At 67.3% G+C, this 26,042-nt stretch carries 25 protein-coding genes; 11 read left to right on the top strand and 14 right to left on the bottom strand.

Translation table 11 applies throughout. From position 1 onward, the window contains the following. Positions 1-34: 34 nt before the first annotated feature. Entirely contained in the window at positions 35-961 is a 927-nt protein-coding gene (locus V1457_RS09840) for an LCP family protein (RefSeq protein WP_295149588.1), read from the bottom strand. 413 nt (positions 962-1,374) lie between these two features. Between V1457_RS09840 and V1457_RS09835 the strand changes: the two genes are divergently transcribed. Then, positions 1,375-1,845, top strand: a complete 471-nt coding sequence (locus tag V1457_RS09835) for a hypothetical protein (RefSeq protein WP_338602721.1) — start codon at positions 1,375-1,377, stop codon at positions 1,843-1,845. Positions 1,846-1,912: 67 nt separating this feature from the next. Here V1457_RS09835 and V1457_RS09830 read toward each other — a convergent pair whose 3' ends face one another. The 6 genes from V1457_RS09830 to V1457_RS09805 all read right to left on the bottom strand — a co-directional run bounded on the left by V1457_RS09830 (position 1,913) and on the right by V1457_RS09805 (position 7,302). Then, positions 1,913-2,236 carry a hypothetical protein gene (locus V1457_RS09830; RefSeq protein WP_338602718.1) on the bottom strand — a complete coding sequence of 108 codons (324 nt, stop codon included), beginning with the start codon at positions 2,234-2,236 and terminating at the stop codon, positions 1,913-1,915. Continuing rightward, on the bottom strand, positions 2,233-3,045 hold the full coding sequence (locus V1457_RS09825) for a DUF692 family multinuclear iron-containing protein (protein ID WP_233626951.1): 813 nt from the start codon (positions 3,043-3,045) through the stop codon (positions 2,233-2,235). Before V1457_RS09825 ends, V1457_RS09830 begins: the two co-directional genes overlap by 4 nt. Then, a complete protein-coding gene (locus tag V1457_RS09820; RefSeq protein ID WP_200068976.1) occupies positions 3,042-3,899 on the bottom strand; it encodes a TIGR04222 domain-containing membrane protein in 858 nt (285 codons plus the stop codon). Before V1457_RS09820 ends, V1457_RS09825 begins: the two co-directional genes overlap by 4 nt. 162 nt (positions 3,900-4,061) lie before the next feature. Further along, positions 4,062-5,342 carry an MFS transporter gene (locus tag V1457_RS09815; protein WP_295145866.1) on the bottom strand — a complete coding sequence of 427 codons (1,281 nt, stop codon included), beginning with the start codon at positions 5,340-5,342 and terminating at the stop codon, positions 4,062-4,064. Between the two features lie 828 nt (positions 5,343-6,170). Beyond that, positions 6,171-6,869: a maleylpyruvate isomerase family mycothiol-dependent enzyme gene (locus tag V1457_RS09810; protein WP_233626950.1), complete on the bottom strand. Its 699-nt coding sequence runs from the start codon at positions 6,867-6,869 to the stop codon at positions 6,171-6,173. Between the two features lie 196 nt (positions 6,870-7,065). Next, positions 7,066-7,302: a hypothetical protein gene (locus V1457_RS09805; RefSeq protein WP_200068973.1), complete on the bottom strand. Its 237-nt coding sequence runs from the start codon at positions 7,300-7,302 to the stop codon at positions 7,066-7,068. A 232-nt stretch (positions 7,303-7,534) separates the two neighbouring features. Between V1457_RS09805 and V1457_RS09800 the strand changes: the two genes are divergently transcribed. Then, on the top strand, positions 7,535-7,741 hold the full coding sequence (locus V1457_RS09800; RefSeq protein WP_338602709.1) for a hypothetical protein: 207 nt from the start codon (positions 7,535-7,537) through the stop codon (positions 7,739-7,741). A 923-nt stretch (positions 7,742-8,664) separates the two neighbouring features. Here V1457_RS09800 and V1457_RS09795 read toward each other — a convergent pair. Then, on the bottom strand, positions 8,665-8,889 hold the full coding sequence (locus V1457_RS09795; protein WP_338602706.1) for a hypothetical protein: 225 nt from the start codon (positions 8,887-8,889) through the stop codon (positions 8,665-8,667). Positions 8,890-9,528: 639 nt separating this feature from the next. On the opposite strand from V1457_RS09795, the gene V1457_RS09790 reads away from it, so the two are divergent. The 4 genes from V1457_RS09790 to V1457_RS09775 all read left to right on the top strand — a co-directional run bounded on the left by V1457_RS09790 (position 9,529) and on the right by V1457_RS09775 (position 14,231). Beyond that, complete coding sequence (locus V1457_RS09790) at positions 9,529-10,440, top strand: hypothetical protein (RefSeq protein ID WP_338602703.1); 912 nt, start codon at positions 9,529-9,531, stop codon at positions 10,438-10,440. A gap of 187 nt (positions 10,441-10,627) precedes the next feature. Next, a complete protein-coding gene (locus V1457_RS09785) occupies positions 10,628-11,710 on the top strand; it encodes a site-specific integrase (protein ID WP_338602700.1) in 1,083 nt (360 codons plus the stop codon). Then, positions 11,707-12,024, top strand: coding sequence for a helix-turn-helix transcriptional regulator (locus V1457_RS09780; protein ID WP_338602696.1), 318 nt, complete (start codon positions 11,707-11,709; stop codon positions 12,022-12,024). Before V1457_RS09785 ends, V1457_RS09780 begins: the two co-directional genes overlap by 4 nt. After that, positions 12,024-14,231 (top strand): hypothetical protein, encoded by a 2,208-nt coding sequence (locus V1457_RS09775; protein WP_338602693.1) that lies wholly within the window; start codon positions 12,024-12,026, stop codon positions 14,229-14,231. The genes V1457_RS09780 and V1457_RS09775 overlap by 1 nt, the downstream gene beginning before the upstream one ends. 47 nt (positions 14,232-14,278) lie before the next feature. Here V1457_RS09775 and V1457_RS09770 read toward each other — a convergent pair whose 3' ends face one another. After that, the gene (locus tag V1457_RS09770) at positions 14,279-16,240 is read right to left on the bottom strand and encodes a cation-translocating P-type ATPase (RefSeq protein ID WP_338602690.1); all 1,962 of its coding nucleotides are present in this window, start codon (positions 16,238-16,240) and stop codon (positions 14,279-14,281) included. After that, positions 16,237-16,635, bottom strand: coding sequence for a metalloregulator ArsR/SmtB family transcription factor (locus tag V1457_RS09765; RefSeq protein WP_338602687.1), 399 nt, complete (start codon positions 16,633-16,635; stop codon positions 16,237-16,239). The genes V1457_RS09770 and V1457_RS09765 overlap by 4 nt, the downstream gene beginning before the upstream one ends. Positions 16,636-16,690: 55 nt before the next feature. Between V1457_RS09765 and V1457_RS09760 the strand changes: the two genes are divergently transcribed. Next, positions 16,691-17,305, top strand: coding sequence for a methyltransferase domain-containing protein (locus tag V1457_RS09760; protein ID WP_338602684.1), 615 nt, complete (start codon positions 16,691-16,693; stop codon positions 17,303-17,305). 87 nt (positions 17,306-17,392) lie between these two features. On the opposite strand, the gene V1457_RS09755 is transcribed toward V1457_RS09760, so the two are convergent. Next, the gene (locus V1457_RS09755) at positions 17,393-17,689 is read right to left on the bottom strand and encodes a hypothetical protein (RefSeq protein ID WP_338602681.1); all 297 of its coding nucleotides are present in this window, start codon (positions 17,687-17,689) and stop codon (positions 17,393-17,395) included. Positions 17,690-17,813: 124 nt separating this feature from the next. On the opposite strand from V1457_RS09755, the gene solA reads away from it, so the two are divergent. Beyond that, positions 17,814-18,950 (top strand): N-methyl-L-tryptophan oxidase, encoded by a 1,137-nt coding sequence (gene solA, locus V1457_RS09750; RefSeq protein ID WP_338602678.1) that lies wholly within the window; start codon positions 17,814-17,816, stop codon positions 18,948-18,950. Positions 18,951-18,976: 26 nt separating this feature from the next. On the opposite strand, the gene V1457_RS09745 is transcribed toward solA, so the two are convergent. Continuing rightward, positions 18,977-19,858, bottom strand: coding sequence for an aminoglycoside phosphotransferase family protein (locus V1457_RS09745; protein ID WP_338602675.1), 882 nt, complete (start codon positions 19,856-19,858; stop codon positions 18,977-18,979). Continuing rightward, positions 19,855-21,102: an XRE family transcriptional regulator gene (locus V1457_RS09740; RefSeq protein ID WP_338602672.1), complete on the bottom strand. Its 1,248-nt coding sequence runs from the start codon at positions 21,100-21,102 to the stop codon at positions 19,855-19,857. The genes V1457_RS09745 and V1457_RS09740 overlap by 4 nt, the downstream gene beginning before the upstream one ends. 284 nt (positions 21,103-21,386) lie before the next feature. Here V1457_RS09740 and V1457_RS09735 point away from each other — a divergent pair, with 284 nt between their 5' ends. From V1457_RS09735 to V1457_RS09725, 3 genes are all read left to right on the top strand, one after another. Further along, positions 21,387-21,692, top strand: coding sequence for a hypothetical protein (locus tag V1457_RS09735; protein ID WP_338602669.1), 306 nt, complete (start codon positions 21,387-21,389; stop codon positions 21,690-21,692). A 625-nt stretch (positions 21,693-22,317) separates the two neighbouring features. Then, positions 22,318-23,211: an aminoglycoside phosphotransferase family protein gene (locus tag V1457_RS09730; RefSeq protein ID WP_338602666.1), complete on the top strand. Its 894-nt coding sequence runs from the start codon at positions 22,318-22,320 to the stop codon at positions 23,209-23,211. Between the two features lie 137 nt (positions 23,212-23,348). Next, positions 23,349-24,515, top strand: coding sequence for a hypothetical protein (locus V1457_RS09725; protein WP_338602662.1), 1,167 nt, complete (start codon positions 23,349-23,351; stop codon positions 24,513-24,515). 23 nt (positions 24,516-24,538) lie between these two features. Here V1457_RS09725 and V1457_RS09720 read toward each other — a convergent pair whose 3' ends face one another. Further along, entirely contained in the window at positions 24,539-25,873 is a 1,335-nt protein-coding gene (locus V1457_RS09720; protein WP_338602659.1) for a hypothetical protein, read from the bottom strand. Between the last annotated feature and the right edge of the window lie 169 nt (positions 25,874-26,042).

The following is a 26,042-nucleotide window of genomic DNA, read 5'->3' as shown; positions in this document are numbered from 1 at the left end:
GGGCCCGCGCGACGACGCGGGCCCGGCCGCGGGTTCAGCCGCCGAACCCGGCGCCCGCCGCGCCCGCGGGCACCGGCTCGTCCTTCGCCAGCGCGCCGAACAGCTGGGCGGCCTTCTCCGCATCCCACTTGATCACCGACGCGCCGTCGCTGCTCTCGCCGAAACCGCTCATCGGCACCGTGGTCGTGATGCCCTTGCCGGAGGCGATCCCGTTCATCGCGAACGCCAGGGCGCCCAGATGCCACACGTGCTCGTCGCGACCGACCAGGAACGCCCCGGAGGTGTCGGTGATCAGCGGGAACAACCGGAACGGGTTGAGCAGCACCTGCGGACTCGACGCCCGCTCGGTCAGCGCGGCGAGGAATTCCCGCTGGTGCTCGACGCGGTCGAGGTCGCCGCGGGAGGACGCACGGCTGCGCACGTAGCCCAGCGCCTGCGGGCCGTTCACGGTCTGGCAACCGGGCTGCAGGTCCAAGCTCGCCTTCGGGTCGGTCATCCGCTCCTTGACGCACAGGTCGACGCCGCCGACGGCGTCGGTGATGTCGGCGAAGCCGCCGAGGCCGATCTCCGCGTAGTGATCGATGCGCACTCCGGTGGCGCCCTCGACGGTCCGGCTGAGCAGCTCCGGCCCGCCGTAGGCGAAGGCTGCGTTGAGCTTGTCCTTGCCCTTGCCCGGAATCCGCACGTAGGAGTCGCGCGGCAGGCTCACCATCGTCGGCTCCCCGCCGCTTTCCGGGATGTGCACCAGCATCATCGTGTCGGTGCGCCTACCGGCCGCATCGCCGGTGCCCAGTTCGGCCTGCCGCTCGGCGTCGAGCCCTTCGCGGCTGTCCGAACCCACCAGCAGCCAGTTCGTGCCGGGACCGGCAGCGGGCCGTTCGCCGCCCGCGGGCAACGCGTCCTCCCGCTTCAACGACATGTCCACGTACAGGCCGAAGCCGGCCAGGGCCAGCAGCAGCACGACGAGGACGATCAGGACGTTTCGTCCGGTACGCCGTTTCCGGCGAGTTCGCCGCGGCGGTGCGTCATTCGGCTGTCGCGCTGTGTAAGTCATTCCGCCCTCGAATTCGCGCCCAGCGGCGCACCGTTGTCCTGTGCCGTGCGGCGCGCAAGCATGGCCAAAATGCGCGTGCCGAGTTAGGACGAAAACCACACGGAAAAGCAACGATGCGCAAACGCGGCCATCACGCAGGAATAACTCGTTGCATTCATCGACTAATCTGTTGCGGATTTCAACAATCGTTTCCGCTGGCACAGGCGGGGATGCCGAACGATTTTCGCGTTCGTCGCGCGTTACTGCGCCGTCCCGCCCACTTCGCGCGCGACCGGCGCGGGGTTGTTGCCGCCTGTCAGCGGTCCGCACAATCGCCGCCCATGAACCATCCCCAGCGCGGCCCTAATCAGTACCCGCAGTACGGAAATCCGCCCCCGCCCGGGCGCGGACCGCATTACGGGTACGACCAGAATCCTTACCCGCCGCACCAGTACGATCACGGTGCGCCGCCGGACGGCTATTACGACCGGCCACCGGAAGGCCGCTCCAGGGACGGGCGCGGCGACCGCGGCGACTCCGGCGCCAATACGCTCGCCAACATCGTCGACGTCCTCACCAGCGTGATCGTGCTGGCTTTCGTGCTGCACATCCTGTTCGTCGTTTTCGACGCGAACCAGGGAAACCAATTCGTCTCCGCCGTCTACACCCTGGCCAAGACGCTGGTGCTGGGCTTGGGCGACGTGTTCACGCCGAACGACGCGCTGCTGGGCGTCGTGCTCAACTACGGGGTGGCGGCGCTGGTCTACCTGGTCATCGGCCGACTGATCGCCAGAGCGCTCCGGCGCAGGTGAACCGCTTCCCGGCGGCGTGCGCGCGCAGCCACGCGCGCACGCCGCCGCGGCCGCACGAAGACCGCGGTCAGCGGCGCGGCAGCCACCTCCGGCGGCGCAGCTCCCCGCGCCGGGAAAGCCAACCGGCGAATTCCGCGGCATCCGCGCGAGCTTTGGAACCGGCCGCGCGCGGCTGCTCCGCGGCGTAGCGCTCGAACAACGACCGGAACCGGTCGCCGAGCAGTTCCGGCAAGTCCGGACGCAGCCGCGCGACGACTCGCCGCCGCTTGTCCAGGAACGCCTGCTGCTGAACCCGCAACTGCGCGCGGTCGAACCCCGGCGGGTCCTGGCGCTGACCGAGCAACGCGCCCAGCAGTTCCGCTTGCTGGGCCGCCAGCCGCTCCCGGCTCACCGCGCCACCGCCCGGCGAATCGCGGCGAGCTCGGCGGCCAGCTCGTCGTCATCGGGGAACCGGTCGTCCCGTTCCAGCAGCACCCCGCGCGGCCGGGTGCGCGCACCCAGCTCGCAGAGCAGTTCCAGCACTTCCGGCAACACCGGGTGAGCGTGCGTGTCGTGGTAGGTGCCGTCGCGCCAGACACCGCCACCGACGTGCACGTAAGCGACTCGTTCCAGCGGCACGGTGTCCAGGAACGCAGCGGGGTCGGTGCCGAGGTTGTGCGCGTTGGCGTAGAGGTTGGCGACGTCCACGATCAGCAGGCAGCCGGTGCGCTCGACGAGCCTGGCGAGGAACTCCGCTTCGCCGAACTCGGCACCCGGCCATTCCACCAGCGCGGCCACGTGCTCCAGGGCCAGCGGGACCGGGAGCTCGTCCTGGGCGCGCCGCACGTTGTCGACCAGCACGTCCAGCGATTCGCGGGTGCGCGGTGGCGGGAGGATGTGCCCGGCTTCCCACTCGCCGGCGCGGGTGAATGCGACGTGGTCGCTGACCAGCGGCGCGTCGACCGCCGCGGCCACTCGCGCCAGGTGCCGCACCCGCTCGGTCCGCAGCGGTTCCGCTCCGGCCAGCGACAGCGACACGGCGTGCGGCAAGGCGGGCGTTCCCCGTTGCAGCAGCAGGCGCAGCGACTCCGGGATGCGGCGCGGGTCGACGTCCTCGGCAATGAACTCGACGAAATCGGTCCGCAGCCGTTCCACGGTGAGATCGATTTCGGCCCGCCAGCCGATCCCGACACCCAGCACCGGTGATTCCGAGGCGGTCAACCGCCGCCTCCTCCGCCGCAGCCACCACCACCGCCACCGCCGCAGCCACCGCCACCACCGACGCCGCCCGCTCGTCCGCCGCGAGCGGAGTTCGGCGGCTCCAGCAGCTCCGCGATCGTCCGGTCCGGGTAGGCGCTCAGGCCGTACGCGGCGACCTGGTTGGCGGCGTCATCCTCCGGCAACCGGGAAGCGTGGTCCTGCGTGCCGCTCTCGGCGTGCTTGCCCGTGCTCGGCCGCACAACGGCGTCCCCGGCGTCCGTGGGCATCGGGTGCCCGCATTTCCCGGCCGCGAACAGCCACACGAAAAGCGTGATCGCCAACTCGATGATCAGGCCGCCGATCGGGAAGCCGAGCTCTGCCCCGTTGACCGCCCGCACCACGTTGATCAGCATCAACACCGGAAAGCCCCACAGCAGGACCAGCAACATCGTGCGATGGCGGGCGGAGACGATCAGGCGGTCTTCGCGCAGCAGGTGCAGCAGCGAGTCGCAGTACTCGCTCTCCTTGAACTGCGCGCGAACTCGGCTGACGGTGCTGCGGTCACCGAGCCCCTCCAGCAGTTGGCGCTGCACGTCGTCGGCGGGCCTGCGGCCGGTGCTGTAGAGCTCGCGGCGCCGGTTCACCCGAACCGCCCCGAGTTCGATCAATCCCGCCAACGCGGTGTCGGCCACCCGTCCCGACGCGCCGTTGAGGTATGCCCTGGCGTAGAGACCGGGATCCGTTTTCTCGCCCGCCCAGACCTGCTTCTCCTTCGCCTGCGCGCGGACCGCGAACAGGCATACGCACAACATGGCCAGGACCAGCGCGTACGCCAGCAGGTAATCCGGGCCGTTCAGTCCCCACGGACTGTCCACGCGTTCCCCCTCGACATGGCATCCCCCGAGCTGCACCGCACTTTAGAACAACCAAGCCGATCGCAGAGAGGGCTGATCCGGGGAAACGGAAACGGGCTGCACCGGGCGCGAACAGCCGAATGGCGGGCGACCGCAGCCGCCCGCCATTCGTGAATTCGCCGCTCAGACCGCGGCCAGCTCCGGTTCGCGCTGCGGCCGGGCCGGCGCGAGCTCGTCGGTCCCGGACCCCTCGGCCACCGTCTCCTCGGACGCGGCCTCCTCGGACACCGACTCGTCGGACACCGACCGGGCGGGGACCTTGCGGTCCACGCTCGCCGACACCACGGCCAGCCCCAGCCCGAGCATGGTCAACGCGGACCCGACCATGCTGGGACCGGTCAGCCCGAGCCCGTGGGCGATGGCGAGACCGCCCAGGCAGGCGCCGATGGAGTTCGCGATGTTGAAGGCGGACTGCACGGCCGCCGAGACCAGCAGCGGCGTTCCACCGGCCTTCTCCATGATCATCGCTTGCATGATCGGCGCGACCATGAAGCCGCCGACACCGATCAGGAAGACCGTCACCGCGGCGGCCACCTGGTTGCCCGAAGTGACCGTGAACGCACCGAGCACCGCCGCGACGCCGATCAGCGCGGCGTAGAGGCCGGGCACCAGCGCCTTGTCGGCCACCCGGCCGCCGAGGACGTTGCCGACCGTCATGCCGAGCCCGGCCACCATCAGCAGCACCGTCGCGCCGGTCTCGGAGTAACCGGACACGCCGGTGAGGATGGGCGTCAGGTAGCTCAGGCACGCGAACGTGCCGCCCAGACCGAAGGTGACGATCGCCAGCGCCAGCCACACCTGCGGCTTGCGGAAGGCGGCGAGCTGGCCGCGCACCGAGGTCTCCTCCGGCCCCGGCCTGCCCATGGCGGGCAGCAAGCGGGCGATGGCGGCGATGGCGAGGACGCCGACCGCGGCGACGACGGCGAACGTGGCGCGCCAGCCGACCTGCTGGCCCAGCAGCGTGCCCAGCGGGACGCCGACGACGTTGGCCAGCGTCAGGCCCATGAACATCATCGAAACGGCCTTGGCCCGGTCGGCCTTGCGCACGAGGCCGGCTGCGACCACGGCCCCGACGCCGAAGAAGGCGCCGTGCGGCAGCCCGGCCACGAAGCGGAACGCCATGCCCACTCCGGCGCTCGGCGCCAGCGCGAACAGCGCATTGCCCGCGGTGAACAGCCCCATGGTTCCCATCAGGACGGTCTTCCTGGGTAGCCGGTTGCCCAGCAGCGTGAGGGTCGGCGCCCCGATCACGACCCCCAGCGCGTAGCCGGTGATCAGGTTCCCGGCAGTGGATATCGAAACGCCGAGGTCGGCGGCGGCCTGCGGCAGCACGCCCATCATGACGAATTCGGTCGTGCCGATACCGAATGCGCCGAGGGCGAGTGCGAGCAGCGCTATGGGCACAGTTCTCCTCTCGGGGAAGCGGAGTGATGAGGCAGCGCCATTGCTGAATCGATACAGGCTTTGCTCAAAAGAAGAGACAGTCGGTCGCGGTGGAGGTCGCTGTCGGCTGTCTTGGTTCCCAGTCTCCGAGCTCCGCCGAGGATGTGTCCACCCAGCTGGCGGTGAACCTCACCACCGGGCGTAGCAACGGCGGCGTCCGGTTGTCACCCACTCGTTGGGCCAACCTGCGGAGTCCTCTCGCAGGTCACGCGAGTGATGGCACCCCGTGACCGACTGCAGCGCACCCAGCGCTGCACCGCCCCGAACACCGACGAATCAGACAATGCACAGCTTCGCTGAGCTCGTTCTAGCCGACGTCTCGGGGGTGCTGACCAATTGCGGCGTCGCCGAGTTGGCACCCACCCCATGACCAGGCCCAGCACCACGAGGCTCACGACGATTGCCGCGCCCGCAACGACCAAGTTCGGTGTTCTGATCAAGTCGAACAGGTTCAGCGCAGCCAACGCCACAACACCGCCGCAGAGCACGAGCAGCACGCCGACCGCGATCCGTTGTTTGACCGGATGACTCATAGCGCCGTTGCCCGAACGGATTGCAGACCACCGGCGTGAACGGCGGCGCACCGATCAAGTACACGTAGCTCGAGCCGTTCTCGTGCTTGCACACGTTCACCACCGCGGAAAGGAACGCGAGCACTGCTGAAATGGCGCCGGCAGGCGCGCTGTTCCCCAGCTGCACCGACACCGGCCACAATGACCGATTCACCCGCGGCGCAGGTCGAGACCTTGCCGGCAAGATACGAGTCCAAGCTGACGGCGCCCGTCCGAATCAAATGCGCGGCCACGCGGCGACGAGCTCCCGGTCGCCGCTGACGAACAGGCCCAGCGGGTCACGCCGGTGCCACAGTCCGAGCAGCAGGTCGGAAGCAGCGCCGCGCAGGGTGGTCACCGGGCCCGGGCGCGGCAGATCGCGGCGGACGTGCCGGTCGAGATCGGTCATTTCGAGGACGATCGTGGCCTCCGCCTCGGGTGTCGCGCCACCGGCGAGCGCGGTGCCGATGAACACGTGCAGGTACTCATCGACGCCGTCGAGCGCGATGTCGGCAGGCACCGGGTCCGGACTGCGACTGATCAGCCGCGCCGCGTCCCAGCGGTGAATCGCCACGTCCTGCGCGCAGCGGCGCAGCCAAAACTTCGCGGTCTGCGGCCCGATCGACCAGTTCGGCACCGCTGCCTGCGGATCGGTCCCGCGCAGCAGCGAGAGCAGCTCCTCGAGAGTCCGATCCCACTCCAGCGTGCAAGCCCCGGGATCGATAACGGGAACCGGAGCCGCGATGTCGCCCTTCCCGTCGTACAAGCCGCGCAGCCAGCGGGTGAAACCGGTCAGGTGCGCGAGCAGATCCGCGCCGGTCCAGTCCGGACAGCTCGGCACGGTCTGCGCAGGGTGCAACCGGCACAGCCGGCCGATCTCGGCGCCGTCCACGGCGATGCTGTCGAGGTAACGACCGGGGGCCAGCGGCGACATCATGGCGTCGAGTGTTTCAACTCGACGCCGAGGCGGCGCCCGATTTCGCCGACCTCCCGGCATCTCACCGCGACCATGCTCCCCGCCTCGGGGTGCGAGAGCTCGCTAATCAGCGAGTAATCCGTTCGCGAGAGCGGTGCAGGAGCCTCCCGCAGCCTGCTGATCGGACCCCGTGCCACCAGAACTCCCGGCGAAGGAGTCAGGGGTCGTCGGTGTCCTTGCGGCGGCGTGACGTGATGAACGCTCTGATTCCGATCACGATCCCGATGAGGATGGCGAGTTCGCCCATCGTGATCAGTGTTGCGGCTCCGAAGTGAACCCCCGTGCCGGGAGTGTGGACCGATAAGGACCACACGAGTCCCGCGACGAACACGGCCACACCGGACAGGACGACGCTCAACGGACGTGCAGCGGGTTTACGCGCGAGACCCATCACAGCGGATTTCCTTGTCGGACAGCGCACAATGACCCGGTGACCGTTTCGGCAGGTCACCGGGGCGTCGTGGCTGGTGTGCCGGGTAGAGGATTCGAACCTTTGAAGCTTGCGCGGCTGATTTACAGTCGGCCGAACAGACCCGGTGCGAGCTGCGGTTTCGTTTGCCTTCAGGTCCACAGGGGACCACATGGGGACGGCGCCTTGTCTTGACCGCCGGGAGAGACTGCGTCGCATGGGGAACTGGGAGAACCACGATCAGGTTGTGGCGAACACCGACGTTGGCGGCAGCGGGATCTTCGGCAGCCACGTACGACAGGGCACCAGTGGCGAGGTCGTCGATACCCGCACAGGACTGTTCGACTCGTACGCCACCGTGAAGTTCGACAACGGCTACACAGAGGAGGTTCGCGCCAGCGACCTGCAGAAGCACAGCTGGTGAGCGGAGCATCGGTGATGCTTGATGCGCCTTGCCCGCGCGGCCCCTCGTCGCGCGGGTAGGCGCCACCAACCGCCCGGAGGAACCAGCGATCCTGGCCGCGCTGGAAGCGGTTGGGTACGCGCATACGAGTGACGTAGCCAGCTTGCCCTGCTGTGCCCCGGTCAGCGGAAACTCGCAACACAGCTCACTCACGGAGCTTCTTGCCGGGCTAATCCTCGGTGCCCGGGCCGTTACTGCGCACGAGAGCGTGCCGGAACTTCGACGCATGGACCGATGCCTCTCCGAGGGCGCCGTGTAGCCCGGCCACCGCGGCGACAGCGTGCGTCAACGGGGTTTCCGTCCCGCGTTGTTCACGGTCGGCAGCTTCTTCCCGGTGCAACGACTGCTCGGACAGCACCGTAGAGAGATCATAAAGCGAGTTCGTGACGTCACACAGCCGTTCGGAAATCTCCCGTAGCTCGTCCAGGGGGATCGCGACACGCAAGTAGCCCGATCTGGCTGCGGACCGCAGTGCGGCAGCAGCAAGGCGACACGACTCGATCGGATCATCTAGTTCCCCGCTCACATCGCCAGGGAACGTCGCGTTGACGACGACCGCAAGGTCATGCCGACGTCCTCGCTCCAAAGGGGCGGTCCCCGCTGACACTCGGTGGGCTTCCACTCAGCACGAACATCAACGAGAGACCCCGCCGCAGAAGACGCGCTTCCTGACAAATGAGGCCGGAGGTGTTCACCTCCGCCAACCGGGTACGGCGTTGCGTTGACGTGTCCAGCCGTTGGGGTGGTTGGCCCGCTCGCACCCGTATTTCGAGGAATCAGCGGGGTCGGTGTCGGTACGCTGGGATGGGGCCGGTTGCCCGGGAACGTCACTGCTTCTGCCGGTGTTGTGGATCAGATGCAGGGGCAACCGGCCCCCGCGCACCCTAAGCCTTTGTGCTCGGCTGTTCAGGGATGCGGGCCGTGTCCGGAGCGGCCAATCTGGCAAGTTCGGTCGGGGCCGCGACGGTCAACGCCGCACCCACAGTGGCGCGCCCATGGGTGTCGATGAGCGCGTGCAGCCGATCCAACGCCTCGTTCTCGTCGGTTTCAGCAAGTAGCAATAGGGAGCGCAACTCGACAACAAGATCCACGTCGGTCTGCTCGATCACGATGACTTCCTTTCGGCCAGGTCACGGCTCTGTCCGGCAGCAGGCGAGCACGCGCTCGTGAGCAGGGCAGCTCTGGCGCACCCCAAGCTCGCCAGAGCCGCCCCGGGCGTTGTTCCACACACCACGCAGTGCGCAACACGCGCGTCGAACCAACCACCGCCCCGACCGTGGTGATTCGCCCATACCAGATCATTTGTGGACATGCAGGACTAGAAACTTCCTCCAGATCCACCCCATCGAGCGTTATCCGAGCGCTGCCCTGTGCCTGCTTGTGACGTCAATAGCCACAAATGATGAAAGGCCGCTGCCTTACGGATCGTCGACTCTTGGCAACGTCATTCCCTACTGGTCACGATCAGTGGCGGTTCCGGGCGGGCATTCCCCCACCTGCCCAGCCCGGAACCATCTACGAGGATGGGGCTTCTACAGGAACTCTGCCTGATCTCCCACTTTCCTCCGTCAGCTCGCCGGGAGCAGCGTTGTTGGACGTGGCGTCGGCGAATGAGGGCGGGCCGCGCCGGGGTGCACCGGCCGGCCCGCGTGACCGCGACGGCCAGCTCCCCAGCAGGCCGAACACGGTAGTGAGCAGGGTAAATGGTCGCTCCTGCGCGGTGTTGGGAGCCGGTGCACGCTGCGGGCGTGGCGGTGTTGCATCCGCCCGTGTCGGTGGCGGTGGCCCACAGTGCGCGGGACATGCCCACGGGTGTGGGTTGGGCGTTTGAGCCAAAGCTCGACGGGTGGCGCGCGGTCGGGTTCGCCGAGACCGGCGTGCTGCACTCGCGGCGCGGTGCTTTGCTGGCTTCCCGGTTCCCGGAGGTTTCTGCCGCGGTCGCCGAGATCGGCGCGGGTGCCGTGGTCGATGGCGAACTGGTCGCGCTGCACAACGGGCGGCTGGAGTTCACCGCCTTGCAGGGCGGGCCACAGCGACGCGCGCGGGCGGGCATCACGGCGTACCTCGTCGTCTTCGACCTGCTCGCCACCGAGGACCGCGACCTGCGCCAGTGGCCCTACGAGCAACGCCGCGACGAGCTGGAACGCCTGCTCGGCCCGCCACGGCCGCACCTCCAGCTCGTGGAAATGACCACCGACCGCGGTACCGCCCTGGAATGGATGGACCCCGCCTTCGCTGCGGCGGGCATCGAAGGCGTCATGGCCAAGCCGCTGACCTCCCGCTACGCCCCTGGCGCCCGAAGCGGCTGGCTCAAGATCCGCCACCGGATCACCACCGAGGCCGTCGTGCTCGGCGTGGCAGGCCCCGACACCCTCGTCCTCGGCCACCCGACCACTGCCGGATGGCGCGCGAGCGGCATCTCCCTGCCAGTCCCGAGCAACCTCCGTGCCGAACTCACTACCGCCCTACGCCCAGACGAAGAACACCCAGAGCCGCGGGAACTTCCGGGAGTAGCCGCCGGTCTCCCCGGCACCGAGCCGATCACCTACCTACCCGTACACCCGGACATCGTCGTAGAGATCGAAGCTGACACCGCCATCGAGTTCGGCCGCTGGCGCCACCGCCCCCACGTCCTGCGCATCAAGGACCAATTGGGATAGATGCAACATTGATGCATCGCTGGATACCGCGCTGAGCAGCAGGTCAGCGGGGAGAGTAGCGCGCGGTCGACTCCTGCCGTCGTTGGGGTGTGCAGGGAAAACAGCAGTCCTGCTAGATCAGGAGCCACAATGTTGTGTTTAATGCAACATCGTGGATCAGGTGGATTTGCCGGGTACCGCGCGCTCGGTGCTGACCGACGGGGTGGTGCATCTCGACCCGGCGCCGGCGGTGTTCGCGGCGATGTTGGAGGGTTGGGCGCGTCAGCAGCGTGTCCGGTTCTTACGGGACGAGACGATCAAGCGGCGGCTTGATCTGCTGCGGCGCCTGCACCGGTTCTCCGAGCTGTACCCCTGGCAGTGGAATGTGGGTGAGGTCGAGGCGTTCTTCGATCACCTGCGGTCCGGTTCGCGGCCGATCGCGGTGTCGACCGCGCGGGGCTATCAGACGGACCTGCGGATGTTTCTCGACTACCTGGTCGATGCCCGTTATGGGTGGACCGAGCTGTGCAGCGAGAAGTTCGCGGAGGTGCCGCGACAGCTGCTGCATCCGGAGAACAGTGTCGTGCACGCCGCGGAGTTCGAGGGGCGGCCGGGACGTCGGCCGTTGAGCTACGACGAGGTTCAGGAGCTGTTCGACGCCGCTGACGGCAGGGTGGAGCACATCCGGGCCCGAGGCCGTAAGGGCGCTCTGGCTGCCCAGCGGGGTGCGGTGATGCTCAAGACCATCTATGCCTTCGGACTGCGACGCCGCGAGGCCTGGGGCCTGGATGTGGTCGACTTCCGCCGCAACCCGAAAGTGCGGGAGTTTGGCCAGTTCGGCGGGGTGTTCGTGCGCTGGGGCAAGTCCTCACGGGGTGGCCCGCCGAAGCGGCGCACGGTGTTGCTGGTGCCGGAGATGGACTGGGTCGTGCCGGTGTTGGAGCAGTGGGTGGCTGAATTGCGGCCGCTGTTTAGCCCCGGCAAGCACCCCGCGGTGTGGATCACCGAGCGGCGGGGCCGGTTGAGTTACCGCAAGATTGACCAGCTCTTCGCGGTCGTGCGCGACGAGGCCGGTCTGGACCCGGAGCTGGATCTGCATTGCCTGCGCCATTCCTACGTCACGCACCTGATCGAGTTCGGCTACCCGGAGAAGTTCGTCCAGGACCAGGTGGGCCATTCCTACGCCTCGACAACCGCCCTGTACTCCGGGGTTTCCGACGAGTACCGCAACCGGCTGCTGACCAGCGCGCTGCGGTCACGCAACAGCGACCTGTGGGAGAGCACCTCGTGATCAAGAAGATGGGCATTGACTGGCACCTGCGGCTACGGATGGCCGAGCAGGGGATGTTTCAGACCTCCGACCTCGTTCCGTTGCTGGCCGAGCGGGGAATTCACCTGTCCCGCGAGCAGGTCTACCGCCTGGTGGCCCAGCCGCCGCAGCGGCTGTCGATGGACGTGCTGGCGGCGTTGTGCGACATCCTCGGCTGCCAGCCAGGCGACCTCATCGAAGTCCAGGTCGTCAACGAGGAGCGTCGCAAGACCGCCGAGCAGGGGCGCGCGGCCGCGCCGCCGGTGCGGCGCAGCACGATCCGGCGGCCGGACTGATGGCGAAAACCACGACCCGGGAACGGGTCGCGGCCACCCTGGCCGCGCGTGCCCGGGTGCTCGACCATCTGGTAGCCCGCCTTCCAGGTGTTGACCGGGGCCAGGCGCGCGAGATCCTCGTCGCGGTCAACGCTGACGGCTACACCGGGCTGCGCAACCTCGACGCGCACCTGCAGGCCACCCCCGACGCGCTGGTCGCTGGCTCGCCGGAGTGCCCGACAGTGCTGGTGAGGCTGGTGCAGAACCTGGCCGCACGCGGGTTTGCCGTCGTGCTGGTGCCCTGCGCAGGGTGCGGTCGCACCGACAAGCCGTTGCCGCTACAGGGAACCGGCGGACGGATCTGCGATACCTGCTGGGTCCGTGATCCCGCGCGACATGAGCCGTGTGCACGGTGCGGGAAACGTCGGCGGCCGCAAAAGCGGCAGCCCGACGGCTCCGCCCTGTGCTCCAGCTGCCACACGAACCCTCAGCACCGCTGCAGCGGTTGCAGCCAGGTTGACATCGCCGCCGCACACGGTCCGGATGGACCGCTGTGCCCGCGCTGCTACGAGTCGACCACGCGCCCTCGGCGTCGCTGCGGTCAATGCGGCGAGGTCCGGGTCATCAACAAGCGCGACCCCGATGGCGACCGGGAGCTGTGTAAGCGCTGCAACCACACCATCGCGCAGTGTTCGCGCTGCGGCCGGCGGCGGCCGTGCCGCAGGATCACCACCGGCCAGCCGGTGTGCCGCTCCTGCGTGGAGGTTCCCACTCCGCCGTGCGCTCGCTGCGGTCGACTGCGCCCGGTCGCGGCCTACTGGCCCATCGGCGGCGTCTGCCGGGACTGCTATCGCACCAGCCGAGCCAACCCGCAGCTGTGCCCGAACTGCGGGCACATCCGGCCCCTCATCGGAGTCGACCCCGTCGGGCGCGACGCGTGCGGACCGTGCTCAGGCTCGGACATCGACTACGCCTGCCGCACATGCGGATCCGGCGCCGAAGAGCTGTTCCACCAGGGGCGATGCGTGCGTTGTGTGGCCGCCGAGCGGCTTCGGCTGAAGTTTGCCGACAGCCACGGCGAAGTACCCGCGGCACTGCAGCCGCTGCTCGCCTCGCTGACGCGGGCCGAACGCGCCCGATCGGTCCTGGAATGGCTGCGCCGCGACAACAGCGGTGCCGAGATCCTGCGCGACCTGGTCGGCCGCGACGACATCAGCCACGACGCCCTTGATGCTCTGCCACCAGGTCACGCGGTCATCGCGTTGCGCGCCATGCTCGTCCATCTGGGCATCCTGCCCAAGCGCAACGAAGCCCTGGCCGCAGCCGACGCCTGGGCCGAGCGCGCGGTCCAGGCGCTTCCCGAGCACCACCGCCGCATCATCGGCCCCTACGCCCACTGGTCGGTCCTGCGCAGCGCCCGCCAGCGCGCTGAACACAAGCGATTCACCGAACACAGCGGTGCCCGTGCCCGCATGCTGATCACCGTGGCCATCAGCCTGCTGACCTGGGCGGATGAGAGAAACACCAGTCTGGCCGAGCTCACCCAGGCTGACGTCGACGAATGGCTGTCCGCGGGCGGGAACCGCCTGCAGTCCCGCCACTTCCTGCGTTGGGCACGGAGACGGCGACTCGTTGGCGAGCTCGACCTGCCCCGTCACCGCAGAACGGATCCGCAGGACTTCCTCACCGAGGACGACTACGGGCACCTCCTGCACCGCTGCCTACACGACCAGGACGTACCGCTCGACGTCCGGATCGCCGGCACACTCGTACTCGTCTACGGGCTCCATGTAACCCGGATCGTCGAACTGACCACCAACAACCTCGACCTCAGCGACGAGCCACAGCTGCGGATCAACGGCCACAGCCTCGTCCTGCCACCAGCCCTCGGCTCTCTGCTTGCCCAGCACATCGCCACCGCCACGACCACCTCCCTGGTCGGACGGTCGGGCACACCCGCGAACTGGCTGTTTCCCGGGCAACAAGCAGGCCGGCCACTGGCCGCGGCCAGCCTGGTCTCCAAGCTCACCGCCCACGAGCTCCCCGCCCGGATCAGCCGCAACTCAGCCCTGCTCAGCCTGGCCAGCGATCTGCCCGCAGCAGTGCTCTCGTCGCTGCTCGGGCTCAGCGAGACTGCGGCCGTGCAGTGGGTACACCGCACCAAACGAGACTGGCACGCCTTCCTACGAGCCCGCGCCCACGATCAAGCGCAACAGCGGAAACGGTGAGGGTCAGCCGAGTGCGGCTGGCCCTCACCGGTGTGGTGGCCGGGCTGTCACGCGCGCGCCTCGATCGCGGGACGGGCTGTTCCCAGCGACTGCTGTGCTGCAGGCAGGGGGCGGGTGCGGCCTGCGCGGACGCCGTTGGCGATGACAACGACCTCGGCGAGCTCGTGCACGGCCACCACTGCGGCTAGGCCGAGGATGCCGAACAGGGCCAGCGGCATCAGCACAATGATCAGCCCGAGGGACAGGGCGACGTTTTGCAACATGACCCGCCGCGCCTGTCGCGCATGCTCCAGCGCCTGGGGCAGGTGCCGCAGGTCTTCGCCCATCAGCGCGACGTCGGCGGTTTCGATGGCCACGTCGGTGCCCATCGCGCCCATCGCGATGCCCAGGTCGGCGGTGGCCAGGGCGGGGGCGTCGTTGACGCCGTCGCCGACCATCGCCGTCGGCCGCTGGCCGCGCAGTGCCTCGATGCGGCGGGCCTTGTCCTCCGGGCGCAGTTCGGCGTGCACATCGGTGATGCCGGCCTCGGCCGCCAGGGCGGCGGCGGTGGCGTGGTTGTCACCGGTGAGCATCGCGACCTCATAGCCGTTGGCGTGGAGCCGGTCGACGACCTCACGGGCCTCCGACCGCAGCTCGTCGCGCACGGCGATGGCGCCGATGACGGCGCCGTCGTGCTCGACCAGGACCGCGGTGGCGCCGGCCTGCTGCATCCGGGCCACCTCGCCGGACACGTCCCCGGCGTCCAGCCAGCCGGGGCGGCCTAGCCGGGCGGTGGCTCCGTTGAAAGTGCCGACCAGTCCGGCGCCGGTGACCGCCTCGACCTCCGTGGCGGGGGTGAGGTCGTCCACGGCGGCCAGGATCGCTCTGGCCAGGGGGTGTTCGCTACGTGCCTCCAGCGCGGCGGCGGTGGCCAGGACCTGTTCGCGGGTGGCAGCGCTTGTGGTGGCGACGTCGATGACGGCGGGCTGGTTGCGGGTGAGGGTGCCGGTCTTGTCCAGCGCGATCCCGCGGATTCTGCCGAGCCCTTCCAGCGCGGCACCGCCCTTGACCAGCACGCCGAGCTTGCTGGCCGCGCCCACTGCCGCGACGACCGTGACCGGCACCGAGATCGCCAGCGCACACGGTGAGGCGGCCACCAGCACGACCAGGGCCCGCTCGATCCAGGTGACCGGGTCGCCGAACACGCTGCCGATCACGGCGATGAGCGCGGCGGCGACCATGATCCCGGGCACCAGGGGTTTGGCGATGCGGTCGGCCAGGCGCTGGCTGGCGCCCTTGCGGGACTGCTCGGCCTCCACAATGGCCACGATGCGGGCCAGTGAGTTGTCCTCGGCGGCGGTGGTGACCTCGACTTCCAGGAACCCGGTGCCGTTGATCGACCCAGCAAACACCTCGTGGTCGGGTCCGGCTTCCACCGGCACGGACTCGCCAGTGATCGCCGAGGTATCCAGGGCAGTACGCCCGGTACGGATGATGCCGTCGGTGGCGATCCGCTCACCGGGCTTAACGAGCATGGTGTCGCCGACGCGCAGCTCGTCAGGAGCGACGACAGATTCGACACCGTCGCGCTTCACTGTGGCCTGTTCGGGCACCAAGTCCAGCAGCGCACGCAGCCCACGTCGGGTGCGGGCCAACGAGTACTCCTCCAGCCCTTCGCTGATGGAGAACAAGAACGCCAACATGGCGGCTTCGCCGACCTCACCGAGGATCACCGCACCCACTGCGGCGATCGTCATCAGCGTGCCGACCCCGATCTTGCCCTTGACCAGCCGCTTCAGCGTGGAGGGCACGAAGGTGTAAGCGCCGGCGGCCAGCGCCAGCCACTCCAGCACCGTCACCGCGATCTCCGGCGCGCCCACCCACGCGGAAATCCACGCCGCCGCTAGCAGTACCCCCGATACGGCGGCGGCCTGCAGCTCGAAGACCTCCCACAGGCGTTCCGGTTCGTGTTCGGCAGCTTCCTCGCCAGTGCGGGGCTCGTCGCCGCCGCAACCGCAAGCGTCACTCATCGCCCGACCTCCTCGGTCTCCTCGACGGCTGCCTGTGCGCCGGCGCCGTAGGTGGGGCACAACGCCACCGCGCTACCGGTTGCCGCCAGCAGGGTCTCCGCCGACGCCAGCAGGTCCATCAGCTCCGGACGTGCCAGGGCGTAGAACATCTGCCGGCCCTGCGGGCGGCCCACCACCAGGCCGCAGTCACGCAGACAGGCCACGTGCGCCGACACCGTCGACTGCGCCAACCCCAACTCGCGGACCAGGTCCGCCACCCGGACCTCTCCACCGGCCAACCGCTGGACAATCGCCAGCCTGGTCGGATCCGAGAGGCTGTGGAACAACGCCACCGCCGGAGCAACATCCGCCCCCGTGCTCGACGCGGGACACGCTCCCGTGCTATTCATCGCCATAGTCCGATAATAAACAGACTTGGACGATGAATCGAGAGTGACGGCCACCATGTTGATGAACCGGATCGAAACCATGCTGGTCAACTCCCCACCCCGGCGGTGGCTCCAGCGCTACGAAGCCCGAGAGCTCGTCGACCTCGGCGGACGTGTCCCCGGCGGCCGGGTGGCCGAACTCGGCTGCGGTCCCGGCTATGGCACCCGGCTCATCCTCGACCGCTTCGGCGCCGCCCACGTCGACGCTGTCGACCTAGACCCAGCGATGATCGCCCGAGCCCGCAAGCGCCTGGCCCGCCGCGCCGGTCGCGTACACCTCGCCCAAGGCAGCGCCACCGACCTGCGCACCGCCTTCGCGCCCTTCGGCAGCGGCCAGGACGCCAGCTACGACGCGGTATTCGACTTCGCGATCATCCACCACATCCCCAACTGGCGAGACGCCCTCGCCGAAGTCGCCCGCGTGCTCAAACCCGGCGGGCGGTTCTACTTCGACGAGGTCACCGCCACCGCACTCGCCCGCCGCACCTACCAACTGCTGTTCGACCACCCCACCGAAGACCGGTTCACCGCGGGAGAATTCCTCGCCGAACTCCCCCGCCACGGCCTCACTGTCTCCGAGAGCTGGCGCACCCACATCGGCAGCGACTACCTCCTCGGCGTGGCCGTCCGCGCCTGAACGCGGCGAATACGGCAGCTTCGGAATACGTGCACTACGCCAGCTATCCGCCCCGACCTACGCGCCACCGACCTCTGATCGCGCGTGTCACATATCGCGCGGTCGCACCAGGCGGGACGGCAACCAGTGCGTCAACATCATCCCGCCACCCGAACCATCAGCACGAGCAAGCCGGTACCGCACCAACGCAATCCACGCACCCGTGGACGCCCGCCCCCAACAACACAACTCACCCGGCACCTGCTCGCCCACAGCCCACCCCGACCCGAACACCACATCCCCGGCACCGAACAGCCCCGGCAGATCCACCCACACCGGCCGCGGCGGACGCACCGGACGATCCTGATCGAGATAGCCCGGCGCCGGAGCCTCCAAATCGAACACCCGTTCATACTGCTCGTTGCGCAGGCAAGATCGCCAATCAAGGCGCAGCAAGTGCAGGAACGATCAGACCACTACCTATCGTGGCTGGGAGGGCACCGAAGTCACCGACTCTGAGGTCTACGGGATGAGCAGCAGGAACCAACCGACCGTTGCCGTGGTTGGTGTGGGCAGTGTCGGGGCGATGGCGTTGTGGCAGCTCGCCAAGCAAGGCGTGTCGGCAGTGGGCTACGACAGCTATGCCCCGGGGCATGATCGCGGCGCGGCCGGTGGGGAAAGCCGGATTCTGCGGGCCGCGCCTCGGCGGGGTCCGCAGTACGTGCCGCTGCTGCGGCGCGCTCGGGAGTTGTGGCAGGAACTCGAAGACGACAGCGGACATCGGCTATTTCACCGGACTGGGTGCGTCACCGTCGGCCCCGCGGAGCACGCCGGACTTCGCGCAGTCCAGGACATCGCCGAGGCACAAGATCTACCGCTTGAGTGGTTGGAAGCAGCCGAGGCCGCACGTCGGGTGCCGGAACATCCGCTCCGCGACGGAGAAGCAATGGTGCTGGACCCGGAGGGCGGGCTGCTGCGCCCCGAGGTCAGCGTGCTCGCAGCCGCATCCCGCGCGGAAGCGCTCGGCGCGCAGATCCACCGGTACACGCCCGTCGTGGATGTCGAGGATGACGGTGACTCGGCGACCGTGGTCACCGAGCACGGTCGGCAGCACTACGACCGCGTCATCCTCGCTCCAGGCCCGTGGCTCCAGGGGTTTCCGGTGATCCCGTCGCGCGACGTGACCGTGAGCAAGGTCGATGTTCTCTGGTTCGCCCGCCGCACGCCCGGGACCTTCCTGCCGGAACGGACCCCGGTGGCCATGCGGGTCGGTGACCCGGCCATGTCCTGCTGTCCCGGAGCAGACGGTGCCAAGATCGTGCCGCGCGAACAGGACAAAGCCGAGATCGACTACCCCGAGACACTGCCGCGCGACGTTCCCGCCGACCAGGTCGCACGGGCTCGTGAGGCCGTCCAGCAGGTCATGCCCGGACTCTTCCCCAGCCCGATCCGCACGGCGACCTACGGCGAGGCGTACACCGCCGACGGGCACGGGATGCTTGGCGCACCAGGCATGAGCGAGGCACTGGTCATCGCTGCCGCATTCTCCGGGCACGGCTTCCAACTCGCGCCCGTGCTCGGCGAGATCAGCGCCGATCTCGCCCTCACCGGCATCACGGACCACAACGTCGCGTTCCTCGGCCCGGACCGCCAGCAGCACGGTTGACGCTCACTCGTCATGTGAGTGCGGGATCAAGGCACCGCACGCCACCCATCCCATGGACGTGGGCCGTTGCGCCCCTGAAGACATGCCAGCCGGTGAGCGAGCTGTTCGCCAGTCGCAGGGTTCTTCTCGGCGACCTGGGCGGCCATGGTGGTCATGCGGAGTTCGCGGATGTCGCGCAGGACCTCGAAGCCGTCCCAGGTGGTGACGTCGTAGCCGTAGGTGCGGCAGTACTGCTTCCAGGTCTCTGCGTTGAGCCAGCCCGTGGTCACGTGCGAGACCGCAGTGGAGACCAGGTCCCACTCCGGCGGCCCGTAGGCACAGCGCTCGAAATCGAGCAGCACCACACCGGTCGATGTCGCGGCGACGTTGCCGCGCCAAGCATCCCCGTGCACCAACCGCCACGGAATGCCTGCGGGCAGCTCGGCATAGGCGTCCTGCAGCTCGGACAGCCGCTTCTGCAGCCAGTCGCGATCAGCTGGAGCGAGCGAACTCGCGGCCTCGATGCGCTCGGCCAACCGCACGAACGGCGCGAGTGCGGGCAGTTCCAGCGAGTCCGGCGAAGCCAGGCTGTGCAGGTCGCGCAGCAGCGCGGCGACATCGGTCGTGGTGCCCTGCTCGTGCGACGGAAGTTCGTGCCAGAACGTCACCGGCCGCTGTCCGATGAGGACCGGCTCGTCCCGGTCACCCCACGGGCGCACGACCGAGACCCCGGCACCCGCAAGCCAGCGCGTCACCAGCAATTCCTTCCGCGCCGCAGCCATTTGGCCAACGCGGGCAATGCGTGCGACGACACCACCAGACAGGCGGTACAGAACGTTCTCACCATCACGGATCAGCTCCGCCGACGCATGATCCAAGCCGACCTGAGCGCACGCTTGCCGCAGCACATCCGCAGTTCCGACGCTCATACCGTGGCCACCGCCGATGCGATCCGACCACGCAGCTCCGTGACCTCATCGACCTCCTGATGAGCACGTGCGTACCCGCTCAGCACGCGGAGATCGTCCGCAGCACGCCGCGACTTGATCGGCGTAGCCGCTTCCAACGCGCCGCTTCCCAAGCCCGCCGCTTCGACCGGATCGCCAGTGACCATGACCAGGGACGCAAGCTTGGTCTGGCTGATCGCGCGCGACCGAGCCGCAGTGTCCCCGTGCCCGCGCACCGCCATTTCCAACCGCGTGGTTGCGTCAGTGATGAAACGGCCCTGGACGGCCAATTCCCACAGCGCATGACCGGTGTCGCCAGCATGTTGAGCAGCGTCGTAGTACGCCATCCACGGCGGATCATTCGCCGGTTCAGCATGTCCGAACGCTTCATCGGCGTTGCCGACGGCCATCGCCGTCTCCTGGAATCGTTGAAGCTTGCCCAATGCCCGCGCGCGGGCCGTGTGCAGCATCGCCTGCTCCGTGGCCGCGAGCCGGTCAGAACGAACCAGCGCCATCTCGGAGAAGGTCAGACCCGAGTCGGGGTCGCCGCACCAAATCGCCTGTCGCGCCATCGAGGACAGGATCTTGGCGCGCAAGTGCCAGTCACCGGCATCTTCGGCGCAGCCCAACGCGAACCGGAACATCCGACGCGCATCGTCGTGCGCGTAGGCGTCGAATGCCATGAAGCCGGTGACGTGGCCGAGGTAGCCCACTGCGGAAAGCAGGTCGGCCCGCGTCCGCTCGGAGCACCGCGCGTTGAGGAGCTGCACTGCGAACCGCAGTTGAGCCATCACCGCTTCACGGACGAAACCCCCGCCATAGCGGGCATCCCAGCTCCCGAAAGCTTGCGCTGCGGCACGCACTTCGGCGACCTCGCTCGCCCCGACCACGGGCGGGACGGGAGTCGGCTCGGTGAACGCGAACATGTCGATGACGCGCGCGCTGCCAATCGCGGCCGCGCCGACTCCGATCGTGCGTAAGAACTGTTGCCTGTCCACGTTGTCCTCGTGACGGTGCTCCCGCCGCGGGCGCCGGAACCCAAGCTCGCTGTCGGTGTCCACACCCAGCGTCGCGCGCAGCGCTGCACGTCGATGCTCGTCCTGCGGCCAGCGGATCTTTCCCTGCTCAAGCTTGCCGACGTAGTTGGCGTCGATCTCCGCGATGTTGGCTTCGGTGTTCTCGTAGATCCACGCATTGACCAGCTCGGCAAGCTCCTGGCGCGTCAATGGTTCCCCGGAGGCGTTCGGTGACTCGACGCCCTCCCGAGCACGACGCAGCAGCTCATTAGCCTCTGGCATGGACGACCCCTCATCCACGGTTTGGGAGTTCCCTCACACAAACAGTAACCGTGATGGCGCAGCTCGATCTTCCCTCAATCCTCCCCCTCCATTCCCCTTGACGGCCCCGCAATCCGCCGTCCCGCCCACCAGGCTCCGGCGCCAATCTGTACGCAGCGTGAGCAACGACGCCTAGGTAGCGGCTCGCCGATCAGTGGGGAGGTAGTCGATCCATGTCGTACGAAGAGGTCGAGCATGGAAAGGCGCGGACGGATGTCGAGTTCTCGTTGGCGGACTACCGCTTTCGTTACGTCCCGGGAGTCGTCGGCGAGTCCAAGCGGGTGGTTCACCAGGCTGTTTTCACCGATGGCCCGTCGGTCTGGTCCCTGTGCCGGAACAAGTTCGACATCGTCGAGGTCGAGGAGGTCGGACGCTGCGGAATGCCGTGTATGCAATGCGCCGCCCGAGCAGCCGCAGCGGCGACGAAACCAGTGCTCAATGCAGGTCCGCAGGTCATCGAGGGAAGTGACGTGCAATGACCGGCACGTTCCTACAGAACCCGGTCAGGCCGTGGAGTCGTTGATGACGGGACGGGTGTGGGCGGCGAGCATCACGGAATCGCAATGGCACGCCGTGAGTCGGTGGGAGTGGTGCGGTGCTCGGCCGGTGGCCGTCTGCGGCCACCTCATTCCGGGCAAGGTCCACGGCCGCCGAAACGTGGAGCCACCTCAGGACCTTGGCCGGTCGTCGTGCGCTGCGTGCTGCGCCGCGTTGGCGGTCGAATACGGCCGGATGGCCGGTTCGCCTGCGGCGCAGGCAAAGGAGCCCGACGCGACCGAGGTGTTCGAAGCCCTGGCGAACAAGGAGACCGCTCGCGACTTCGAGCTAGCGAGTGTGCTTGAGCGGTTCCCGTGCTGGCCGTCGGCCGACCCCGACAGGCGTGCGCCGAGGAATCCGCGACATGTGTCCTGGTTAGCCGCTTGAACCCCGTGACCGCGACCCACCTGTCAGGCCCAGCCGTGGGCCGTCTCGATCCCCGGTCGGCGGTGTTGGCCCCGATACAGCACCGCTGACCGGTTTCCACCTGTTCAGGCCGAGGGCGCCGCCTAGGCAGCCGTTCGGCCTGCCCGTAGCCTTAAGCGAGCCGATGAGGAGCAGCGCTTGATGGAGAACGCGACGTTCACGCCGCAGACCACCCGCCAAGTTCTGGAGACCGCGAGCGAAGCCGCAGGAGTGGACCCCCGCGGCGCCGAGCTTGTCCGGATGGGCGAGAACGCCATGTTCCGTCTCTCCACCGCCCCGATCATTGCCCGTGTCGGCCGCTCGGTCACCGCCGCCCGCAAGGAAACCCGCGTGGCCAGCTGGCTTGCCGCGCACCAGCTGCCCGCTGTCCGGCTCGCTCCGACCGATCGGGAGTTCGTGGCCGTCGGAGACCTGGTGGTGACCTTCTGGGAGTTCATCCAGGAAAGCGACCAGCCGGTCACTTCCGGCGAACTCGGCGACATGCTTCGTCGGCTGCACTCCATCCCCGAGCCCTCAGACCTCGCTCTGCCGTTCTTCGAGCCCATGCCGAAGGTTGAGAGCCGCCTCAAGAACATCGGCTCGGCGCTGTCCGACGACGAACGCGCGTTCCTCAGCAGCCGTAAGGCCGAGCTTGACGAACAGTTCGCCAGCCTGAGCTTCCAACTCGGCTTCGGCCCAGTGCACGGCGACTACCACAAGGCCAACCTCATGCGGGACCGCAGCGGGACCGTGCGGGTCATCGACTTCGAAGACTTCTGCTGGGGGCCGCGCGAGTGGGACGCCTGCGTCGAAGCTGTCCGCTACCAAGCCATGGGCTGGGTCAGCGACGACGAGTACACCACCTACGTCGATGCTTACGGATTCGATCCGTTGCAGTGGCAAGGGTTCCCCGTAGTCCGGGCCATCCGCGAGCTCAATATGACTACGTGGCTTGCCCAGCAGCTCGGGCAGTCAAATGAAGTCGACGATGAGGTGCATCGGAGGGTCGCAGACCTGCACGACAGTGAACACCCTCGTCGGTGGCGCACCTTTTAGCCAGACAGCATCGACAGCGATGCCGATCTGTCTCAATCCTCCATGTAGGTCTCGTTGCAGCGGCTACCCTCCAGAGCCGTGATCAACGCACCTTGCCAGCTTGACATGAGCAAGCAGGCGCACAATCCGGAGGAATTTTGAACGAACTCGAAGCACAGGCACTGATCATAATCGAGTTCCTTGCTCTCTTAAATATGATCCCCGAAGCTGGCATGGGAGCATACGTCAGATTTCAACTTCGGGACCGATTGACCATTAAGTTAGCGTGGTTAGCACTGTCACTTCTCCCGCCCGCTATTTACGCGACAGCGTTCGGGTTCATTTCCTACAGCATTATGTCGAAGCATGACGCCGGTCTCAACGAAAAAACAATTGGGCTAGCATCTTTAGCGACCGTGCTCACTTTCATCCCCCCGGCGATCTACTTCACAAAATCTGCAGACTACGCGCGGGGCATCAAGAATGCTGCAGGTTCATGGGAAAAGTGGATAGGCCCTTTGCCGGACTCGTTTATCGAACTTGCGGCTAGGCTAGAACTTGGAAAGAACGCGCTGGTTTGTGTTTGCGTCGCTTCGATCCAGTTCGCCCTGTTCAACGCCTCCGCTATAACGGCGGCGGAGTACGCGCAGCCTGACACAATGAACCGATTTATGGATCGACTCTTCCACGACTACAGATCCACATTCACCATCTGCGCGATTTTCCTTATTTGTACACTAATTTACCGACGGTACCTAAACCCGAGCCGAGTCATGGCCGAGAGTTCGCTTTCGTACTTTGTCCTCGCTCAGAGGACCAGCTTGAAGTCCTCGACAATTCATTCATTGAACGTGCCGAGATGGCGATCGCGCCAGCACACGAACGCATTCAAGCTCGCAAAGTCACTGACCCGATCGGTGTCAGGATTAAAGACAAAGCTCACGAAGCAAGACTTTGAACAGGTAAGCGAAACAGCGAGAAATCTTGCACACCTGATACGCAAGAGATCAATCGGCATCGTAGACGGTGAGCCAGATCCCCAATACGGGGAATTTTGCTTGGCAGCGCTCTCCCTAGCAGTCTCGAACAATCCAGTACTCGCGTGCGAAAATGCGCAAGAGTTAATACTGCATGACGATGTAGTCGCAACCTCAAGGTACTCGAGACTGGCTGTAGCCTTAGAAATCGTCGACAGCGCAATTCAAAAGTACTCAAGATTGCTGTTTGTCGGCCTAGGGCTACTGGTCCTTGCCCTTCTATTAATCACCGGGCAGTTTTCACAAACGCTTGACTTCTTGCGCGCAATCGTAGTTTCTGGGAGCTAATTTTACTTTAAGTGTTCGCCTTGCTAGGTCTTGCCAAGGGCTGCTGCATACTCTTCAAACTCGCTAGCTGCCGCCGAGTCTGAGGACTGGCGTAGACGAACTCGGAACTCGTCGAGGTAGGAGTTGACTCGGTAGGACTTCAGCCCTGCCGCGGTGTTAACCACCTCGCGGGCGATCTTCACCGCCTGTTCGACCTCGTTTGCCTGAAGGTACGACGTGGCCAGGACGGTGCGGCAGAAGGACAGGCTGCGTACGTAGAGGCTTTCGGATGCCTCGATGGACTTGGACGCGTGCTCGGTCGCCAGCTCCGGCTTTTCGAGGTCGCGGAAGCAGTGGGCGAACTCGGCGTTCAGCTCGGCAGTGTCGAAGTACTTGATCCACTCGGGATCATTCTCGGGGTTGCTGGCGCTGAGCTGCTTCTCTGCCTCCAACATCGCCGCAGTGGTTTCCTGCTCATTGCCCTGTGAGGACAGCGCGCGAGCCTCCATTGAGTGGAACAGCGCCATCGCCGTCGGCGTCGCCTGCCCACGTGCGCCCTGCGCGGCAGCGCGCGCCAGGTGCACGGCCTGCTCGTAGTAGCCCAGGAAGTTCGCCTGGTGGCTCATGCCCGCGAGGATGCGACCGGCCAGCGGCCGATCCCCTGCGGCCCGCGCGAGCCGGAAAGCCTGGTGCAGGTAGCGCTGCGCGAGCGCGTGCTGTCCAGTGTCGTAACAAGTCCACCCGGCCAATCGAGTCAGCGCGGCGACCTCTTGGAAGTACCGCTGCCCGAGCTCGGTGCCCGGGGAGACGTGCGGCAGCAGCGGAAGGACTTCGCTTTCGAGGTACTGCGCGACCAGCGGCTTGGGCCGACCTCCGCCGTAGCGGTAGTCATAGCCTGCGAACATCGCCGTCGCGTCGTGCACGGCCTGGACGTCGAACTCGCTGATCGGCCGCGGCTCCACCGGCCTCGAACGCTCTTCATCGCTGCCGAACATCCACTTGACCAGCAGGTTGCTCCACGCCGCCGGAACGACGAGCAGCTTGTCCGACTGGCCCGACGGCCTCAGCTCGAACTCGGCGAGCCTGGTCAACGTCGTGATCGAGTCGCTGACGGTCTCCGGGTACTCAAGCGTGTCGTCGACGTTCTCGGCCGGCACTTCGCCGTAGCCGACGTCATCGACCGTCACCGGCCGCCCGACCGCGTGGCTAAGCACCCTGACCAGGACATGACAGGTTCGCGCCTTCGGCCGTCTGGTCGCCCCGCTCAGCCACTTCTCGACGTTGGTGTGCGTAGGAGCGATCGGTTCCCCGCCGTCGATGTTGCTGAGGTCGGCCATGCGCTTGGCCAGACCCTTGTTGGTCATGCCTGCTTCGCGCATCAGCGCAGCTAGACGGCGGTTCGGTTCCCTCTCAGCCATGATCGATTGCCTCCGCCGAGTAGTAAAACATGCGGGCCAACCGCAAGGGGCACAAACGACATGTGGCGTGTGCCCCCTGTGCGCCAATGCGCCCCCACGTGTGCGCTGCCGTAAGAGCGCTGCGGCGCGG

The sequence above is a fragment of the Saccharopolyspora sp. SCSIO 74807 genome (genome assembly GCF_037023755.1).
GTDB classification, from domain to species: Bacteria; Actinomycetota; Actinomycetes; order Mycobacteriales; family Pseudonocardiaceae; genus Saccharopolyspora_C; species Saccharopolyspora_C galaxeae.
Note: the sequence above shows the minus strand (reverse complement) of the source record. Positions and strands in the feature narration are given on the sequence as shown.